Below are 6,247 nucleotides of genomic sequence, written 5' to 3'. Positions count from 1 at the left end.
GGCCGTATGCGGATTCTTGCTGACGCATTTCGGCCGGTCCGGACATTATCAGATTTCTCTGGTCCGGAATTCCGGCTGCCCGGGGGGCGGCACGCGGGCACTGAGGCGCGCGGTGTTTCCCGTTCAGGCGGAGCCGTAAACCTACTGGAGCGGGGCGCCCGGAAGCAAATCCGGGCGCCCCGCTCGTCAGGAGGAGGTGCGGACGCGGACGTCGTCCCGCGTCAGACCTCGACGACCACGGGCAGGATCATCGGGCGGCGGCGGTAGTTGTCCGACACCCACTTGCCGATGGAGCGGCGGATCAGCTGCTGGAGCTGGTGGGGCTCGGCGACGCCGTCCTGGGCCGACTTGGCCAGGGCCTCGTCGATCTTGGGGATGACGCCCGAGAACGCCGCGTCGTCGATGCCGGACCCGCGGGCCTGGATGTGCGGGCCGCCGACGATCTTGCCGGTGGTGCTGTCCACCACCACGAAGACCGAGATGATGCCCTCGTCGCCGAGGATGCGGCGGTCCTTGAGGTGGGTCTCGGTGACATCGCCGACCGAGAGGCCGTCGACGTAGACATAGCCCGCCTGGACCTTGCCGGTGATCTTGGCGATGCCGTCGACCAGGTCGACCACGACACCGTCCTCGGCGATCACGATCCGGTCCTTGGGCACACCGGTCAGCGCGCCGAGTTCGGCGTTGGCCCGCAGATGGCGCCATTCGCCGTGCACCGGCATGAGGTTCCTGGGCTTGCAGATGTTGTAGAAGTACAGCAGCTCGCCGGCCGAGGCGTGGCCCGAGACATGGACCTTGGCGTTGCCCTTGTGGACGACGTTGGCGCCCCAGCGGGTCAGGCCGTTGATGACGCGGTAGACCGCGTTCTCGTTGCCGGGGATGAGGGACGAGGCGAGGATCACCGTGTCGCCCGGGACGATCCGGATCTGGTGGTCGCGGTTGGCCATCCGGGACAGCGCCGCCATCGGCTCGCCCTGGGAGCCCGTGCAGACCAGCACGACCTCGTCGTCCGGCAGGTCGTCGAGCGCCTTGACGTCGACGACCAGGCCCGGGGGCACCCGGAGGTAGCCCAGTTCACGGGCGATGCCCATGTTGCGGACCATCGAGCGGCCGACGAAGGCGACCCGCCGGCCGTACTCGTGCGCGGCGTCGAGGATCTGCTGGATGCGGTGCACATGGCTGGCGAAGCTGGCCACGATGATGCGCCGGTGCGCGTTGGCGAAGACCTGGCGCAGCACGTTGGAGATGTCGCGCTCGGGCGGGACGAAGCCCGGGACCTCGGCGTTGGTGGAGTCGGTGAGGAGGAGGTCGATGCCCTCCTCGCCGAGCCGCGCGAACGCCGGCAGGTCGGTCAGCCGCCGGTCGAGCGGCAGCTGGTCCATCTTGAAGTCGCCGGTGTGCACGACCATGCCCGCGGGGGTGCGGATGGCCACCGCGAGGGCGTCCGGGATGGAGTGGTTGACCGCGACGAACTCGCAGTCGAAGGGGCCGATCTGCTCGGTGTGCCCCTCCTGGACCTCCAGGACGTACGGGCGGATGCGGTGCTCCTGGAGCTTGGCCTCGATGAGGGCGAGGGTCAGCTTGGAGCCGATGAGCGGGATGTCCGGCTTCTCGCGCAGCAGGAAGGGGACGCCACCGATGTGGTCCTCGTGGCCGTGCGTGAGCACGATGCCATCGATGTCGTCGAGGCGGTCCCTGATGGAGGTGAAGTCCGGCAGGATCAGGTCGATTCCGGGCTGCTCCTCCTCGGGGAAGAGCACTCCGCAGTCGACGATCAGCAGCCGGCCGTCGTACTCGAAGACCGTCATGTTGCGGCCGATCTCCCCCAGGCCGCCGAGGGGGGTGACGCGCAGGCCGCCCTTGGGAAGCTTCGGCGGGGCGCCGAGCTCGGGATGCGGATGACTCAAAAGACTCTCCTCACCACGCGCGCCACGATGCCGTCGGGGCACGTGGCGCGCATGACATTGCTGCACTTGCGTGGGTTGACCGTGTTCAGTTGTGAAGTCTGTGGTTACAGCTGTACCCCGCCGGCGGCGAGATCGCGCCGGAGCTGCCCGGTCTCCTCCTCCGCCAGCCCGATCAGCGGGAGGCGCAGGGGGCCCGCGGGCAGTCCCTGGAGGTTCAGGGCGGCCTTGGTAGTGATCACGCCCTGGGTGCGGAACATGCCCGTGTAGACGGGCAGCAGCTTCTGGTGGATCTCGGTGGCCTTGGCGACGTCGCCGGCGAGGTGGGCGTCCAGCAGGGCGCGCAGCTCGGGGGTGACGACATGGCCGACGACCGAGACGAAGCCGATGGCGCCGACCGACAGCAGCGGGAGGTTGAGCATGTCGTCGCCGCTGTACCAGGCGAGGCCGGAGCGGGCGATGGCCCAACTGGCGCGGCCGAGGTCGCCCTTGGCGTCCTTGTTGGCGACGATGCGCGGGTGCTCGGCGAGCCGGACGATGGTCTCGGTGTTGATCGGGACACCGCTGCGGCCGGGGATGTCGTAGAGCATGACGGGCAGCTCGGTGGCATCGGCGATGGCGGTGAAGTGCCGCAGCAGCCCCTCCTGCGGGGGCTTGCTGTAGTACGGGGTCACGGCGAGCAGGCCGTGGGCGCCGGCGTCGCGGGCCGCGCGGGCCAGCTCGGTGCTGTGGCGGGTGTCGTTGGTACCGGCTCCGGAGACGACGAAGGCCCGGTCGCCGACCGCCTCGACCACGGCGCGGACGAGCTGGGCCTTCTCCGCGTCACTGGTGGTCGGGGACTCGCCGGTGGTGCCGTTGACGACGATGCCGTCGTTGCCGGCGTCCACCAGATGCGCGGCGAGCCTCTGCGCGCCGTCGAGGTCGAGGGCGCCATCCGCCGTGAACGGCGTGACCATGGCGGTCAGCACGCGCCCGAAGGGGGTCTGCGGTGTGGAAGTCGGAGCCATGGGTCCCACGCTACTCGTAGCTCACCGCAGGTTGCGCCTCTGGGGAGCAGGGATGTGGACTCCGGCACTGCCTGCTCGGGGGTTCAAGCAGTGCCGGGTCCGTGTCTTCAGCGTAGATGAACTTCGCAAAATGGTGCAATCCGGACACCTTGCCCGGATGGCGGGCCGGTCCGGCGTGCCGGGCGGCCCGTTCCGTCACGGGGCGATACGGCCGTTCGCGTTGAAGGCGGCGTGGGTGAGCGGCATGAGCTTCGCCCAGTGGGCCTCCATCTGCTCGCCGACCATCTCGATCTCCCGCTGCGGGAAGGACGGCACGGCCGCCTGCTCGTGCTGGGTGCGCAACCCGAGGAAGTGCATCAGCGAGCGCGCGTTGCAGGTCGCGTACATGGAGGAGAACAGGCCGACCGGCAGGACCGAGCGGGCGACCTCGCGGGCGATGCCGGCGGCGAGCATCTCCTGGTACGCGTCGTAGGCGTGGCGGTAGGAGTCCTCCATGACGCGCCCGGCCAGCTCGTGCTGCGCCTGGGTGCCCTCGACGAACTCGTACTTGCCGGGGCGGCCCTGCTGGACGAGCTTGCGGGCGGCGTCGGGGACGTAGAAGACCGGGTCCAGCTGCCGGTAGCGGCCGGACTCCTCGTTGTACGACCAGCCGACGCGGTGCCGCATGAACTCGCGGAAGACGAAGATCGGGGCGCTGATGAAGAACGTCATGGAGTTGTGCTCGAACGGGCTGCCGTGTCGGTCCCGCATGAGGTAGTTGATCAGGCCCTTGGAGCGCTCGGGGTCCTTCTGGATCTCCTCCAGGGACTGCTCGCCGGCCGTCGAGACCCGGGCCGCCCACAGGACGTCGCTGTCGGCAGCGCTGTGCTTGACCAGCTCGACCGTCACCTCACCGCGGAAGCGGGCGGCTGCGCTCTCGGCGCTCTCGTCAGGGGTGTGGGACACCGGCGGTTCCTTCCGTTCGAACTCGTGCGGCGCCCAGCCTACGACCCGCCACTGACAGCCCGGGAAATACGGCACGACGCCGCGATCACGGCAATTTCCTGGCAAAACGGGCCCCCGGTGGCCCGGGTCCGGGCCGAGGTTGATATTTTTCACAGAAGTCGCTGAAAACGGGCACCAAACGGACGTCCCAGGCGTCTAACCCTGTGACAGTGCCCACTTCGAGGTTCCTAGGAGAGCCCCACATGTTCCGCCGGCGAGAGCCCGTCCCGTTCGCCTTCGTTGCCGAGGCAGACCGGTTCCGCAGCAATGTCACTCCTCCGCCCCGTGAACGCGCCTCCCGTGCCCAGCTGGCCGGCCGTACCCTGATCACGCTGACCGTGGTCGGCGGCCTGGCCGGGTCGCTGCTGTTCGGACTGCCCGCCCTCCGCGCGGAGGACCCCGGCGCGGGCCGGGCGCAGCACTCCGAGGCTGCCCAGCGCTGAGCCGGTACCCCGGGGGCGTGCCACGAAGTGGCCGCCCCTTTCCGCTGCCGATAGCCTCACCGGTCACAGCCCGCTTCCGTGTGCCCCGAGTGAGGACCAGCCGTGCCCCTGACCTTCCTGACGGCCGACCGTGACCTCGCCGTCGACGACCGTACGGCCCACGCCGCGCCGCTGCCGCACGACGAGCCCGACCGCTGGCGCCGTCCCTACCGCCCCGGACCGTGGCGGGTGGGGACGGCCGCGGTCCTGCTGCTCCTGGCGTCCTTCGTGCTCTTCTCCGCACTGATCATCGCGGTGGCCGGGTCGCTCCCCGGTTCCCTCGTCTGCCTGGCCGTGGCCGCCCTCGTGATCGCGACGGCGCTGCGGCTGCTGCGCAAGGGCGTCTGGGTGAGCGCCCACGGCCTGCGCCAGGTGGGCCTGGTGCGGACGACGACCGACCCCTGGAACGGTCTCGGCACCCTGCGGACGGTGCAGCAGCCGGTGCGCTGCCTGGGTCTGCCGCGGACGGTGCAGGGCCAGGCCCTGGTCGTCGAGCGGGCCCCCGGCGCCGAACGGCGGGTGCTGCTCACCGACCACGACGCCGACTTCCTCTCCCGCCCGGACGCCTTCGACCGCGCGGCGGACGTCCTGGAGGCGTGGGCGGCGGAGCACCGGTCGTAGCCCCGGCACTCCGCCCCCTCGGGCCCGTACGGACTCAGCTCCGTACGGGCCCGCCGTCGTGCAGGGCGATGGCGCGCTGCATGGCCTTGCGGGCGCGCGGGGTGTCGCGGGCGTCGTGGTAGGCGACGGCGAGGCGGAACCACACCCGCCAGTCGCCGGGGGACGCCTCCGCCTCGTCCTTGCGGCGGGCGAAGACCTCGTCGGCGGCGTCCCGGTCGATACGGCCGCCCGGGGTGCGCCGCACCTCCTCCTCCGGCGCGCCCTCCTCGGTCTCCAGGAGACGGGCCAGCCGGTGCGCGTCGCGGGCGAACCGGGTGTTGCGCCACAGGAACCAGGCGCCGATGACGGGCAGCACGAACGCGACCGCGCCCATGCCCATCGCGGCGGGCTCCCCCGTCAGCAGGAGGAGGACGCCCTCCATCGCCACCACGCCGAAGACCAGCACCAGCACGGTGGCGAGGAAGAAGTACGTGATCTTTCCGCCCATGGCCGTCAGTCCAGGTCGAGGAAGTGTTCCAGGCCCACGGTCAGGCCCGGGGCGGTGACCACGCGGCGCACGCCGAGCAGGATGCCCGGCATGAAGCTGCTGTGGTGCAGGGAGTCGTGGCGCAGGGTGAGGGTCTCCCCCACGCCGCCGAGCAGCACCTCCTGGTGGGCCAGCAGTCCGCGCAGCCGTACGGAGTGGACGCGGACGCCGTCGACGTCCGCGCCCCGGGCCCCGTCCAGCGCGGTGGCGGTGGCGTCCGGCTGCGGGGGGCAGCCGGCCTCCCGCCGGGCGCCGGCGATGATCTGCGCGGTGCGGGTGGCGGTGCCGGAGGGGGCGTCCGCCTTGTCGGGGTGGTGCAGCTCGACGACCTCGGCCGACTCGAAGAACCGGGCGGCCTGGCGGGCGAAGTGCATGGTCAGCACGGCGCCGAGGGAGAAGTTCGGGGCGATGAGCACCCCGGTGCCCTCGGAGGCGTCGAGCGCCGTGCGCAGCCGCGCGAGGCGTTCGTCGGTCCAGCCGGTGGTGCCGACCACGCCGTGGATGCCGTGGCGGACGCAGAAGTCGAGGTTGTCCATCACCGCGTCGGGGCGGGTCAGCTCGACGGCGACCTGGGCCCCGGCGGTGACCAGGGTCTCCAGGTCGTCCCCGCGGCCGAGGGCGGCGACCAGTTCCATGTCGTCGGCGGCCTCGACGGCCCGTACGGCCTCGGAGCCGATCCGGCCCCGGGCGCCGAGGACGGCCACGCGCAGCTTGCTCATCGTT

General features: G+C 71.1%; 7 protein-coding genes. 2 read left to right on the top strand and 5 right to left on the bottom strand.

The window, feature by feature from the left end; genetic code table 11:
- Positions 1-221: 221 nt before the first annotated feature.
- The 3 genes from AC51EU_RS05380 to thyX form a co-directional block, all read right to left on the bottom strand.
- Positions 222-1,907 (bottom strand): ribonuclease J, encoded by a 1,686-nt coding sequence (locus tag AC51EU_RS05380; RefSeq protein ID WP_496265483.1) that lies wholly within the window; start codon positions 1,905-1,907, stop codon positions 222-224.
- Between the two features lie 104 nt (positions 1,908-2,011).
- Positions 2,012-2,911, bottom strand: a complete 900-nt coding sequence (gene dapA, locus AC51EU_RS05375) for a 4-hydroxy-tetrahydrodipicolinate synthase (RefSeq protein WP_496265482.1) — start codon at positions 2,909-2,911, stop codon at positions 2,012-2,014.
- Between the two features lie 195 nt (positions 2,912-3,106).
- Positions 3,107-3,856 carry an FAD-dependent thymidylate synthase gene (thyX, locus tag AC51EU_RS05370; RefSeq protein WP_496265481.1) on the bottom strand — a complete coding sequence of 250 codons (750 nt, stop codon included), beginning with the start codon at positions 3,854-3,856 and terminating at the stop codon, positions 3,107-3,109.
- A gap of 242 nt (positions 3,857-4,098) precedes the next feature.
- On the opposite strand from thyX, the gene AC51EU_RS05365 reads away from it, so the two are divergent.
- Complete coding sequence (locus tag AC51EU_RS05365) at positions 4,099-4,338, top strand: hypothetical protein (protein ID WP_496265480.1); 240 nt, start codon at positions 4,099-4,101, stop codon at positions 4,336-4,338.
- A 102-nt stretch (positions 4,339-4,440) separates the two neighbouring features.
- On the top strand, positions 4,441-4,998 hold the full coding sequence (locus AC51EU_RS05360; protein ID WP_496265479.1) for an SCO5741 family PH domain-containing membrane protein: 558 nt from the start codon (positions 4,441-4,443) through the stop codon (positions 4,996-4,998).
- A 34-nt stretch (positions 4,999-5,032) separates the two neighbouring features.
- Here the strand turns inward: AC51EU_RS05360 and AC51EU_RS05355 are convergent, their stop codons facing one another.
- Positions 5,033-5,485 carry a hypothetical protein gene (locus tag AC51EU_RS05355; protein WP_496265478.1) on the bottom strand — a complete coding sequence of 151 codons (453 nt, stop codon included), beginning with the start codon at positions 5,483-5,485 and terminating at the stop codon, positions 5,033-5,035.
- Between the two features lie 5 nt (positions 5,486-5,490).
- Positions 5,491-6,243, bottom strand: coding sequence for a 4-hydroxy-tetrahydrodipicolinate reductase (dapB, locus tag AC51EU_RS05350; RefSeq protein WP_496265477.1), 753 nt, complete (start codon positions 6,241-6,243; stop codon positions 5,491-5,493).
- Positions 6,244-6,247: the final 4 nt, after the last annotated feature.

This window comes from Candidatus Streptomyces philanthi (assembly GCF_059553635.1).
The sequence above is the reverse complement of the archived record's forward strand: the minus strand, read 5'-3'. Positions and strand labels throughout refer to the sequence as shown.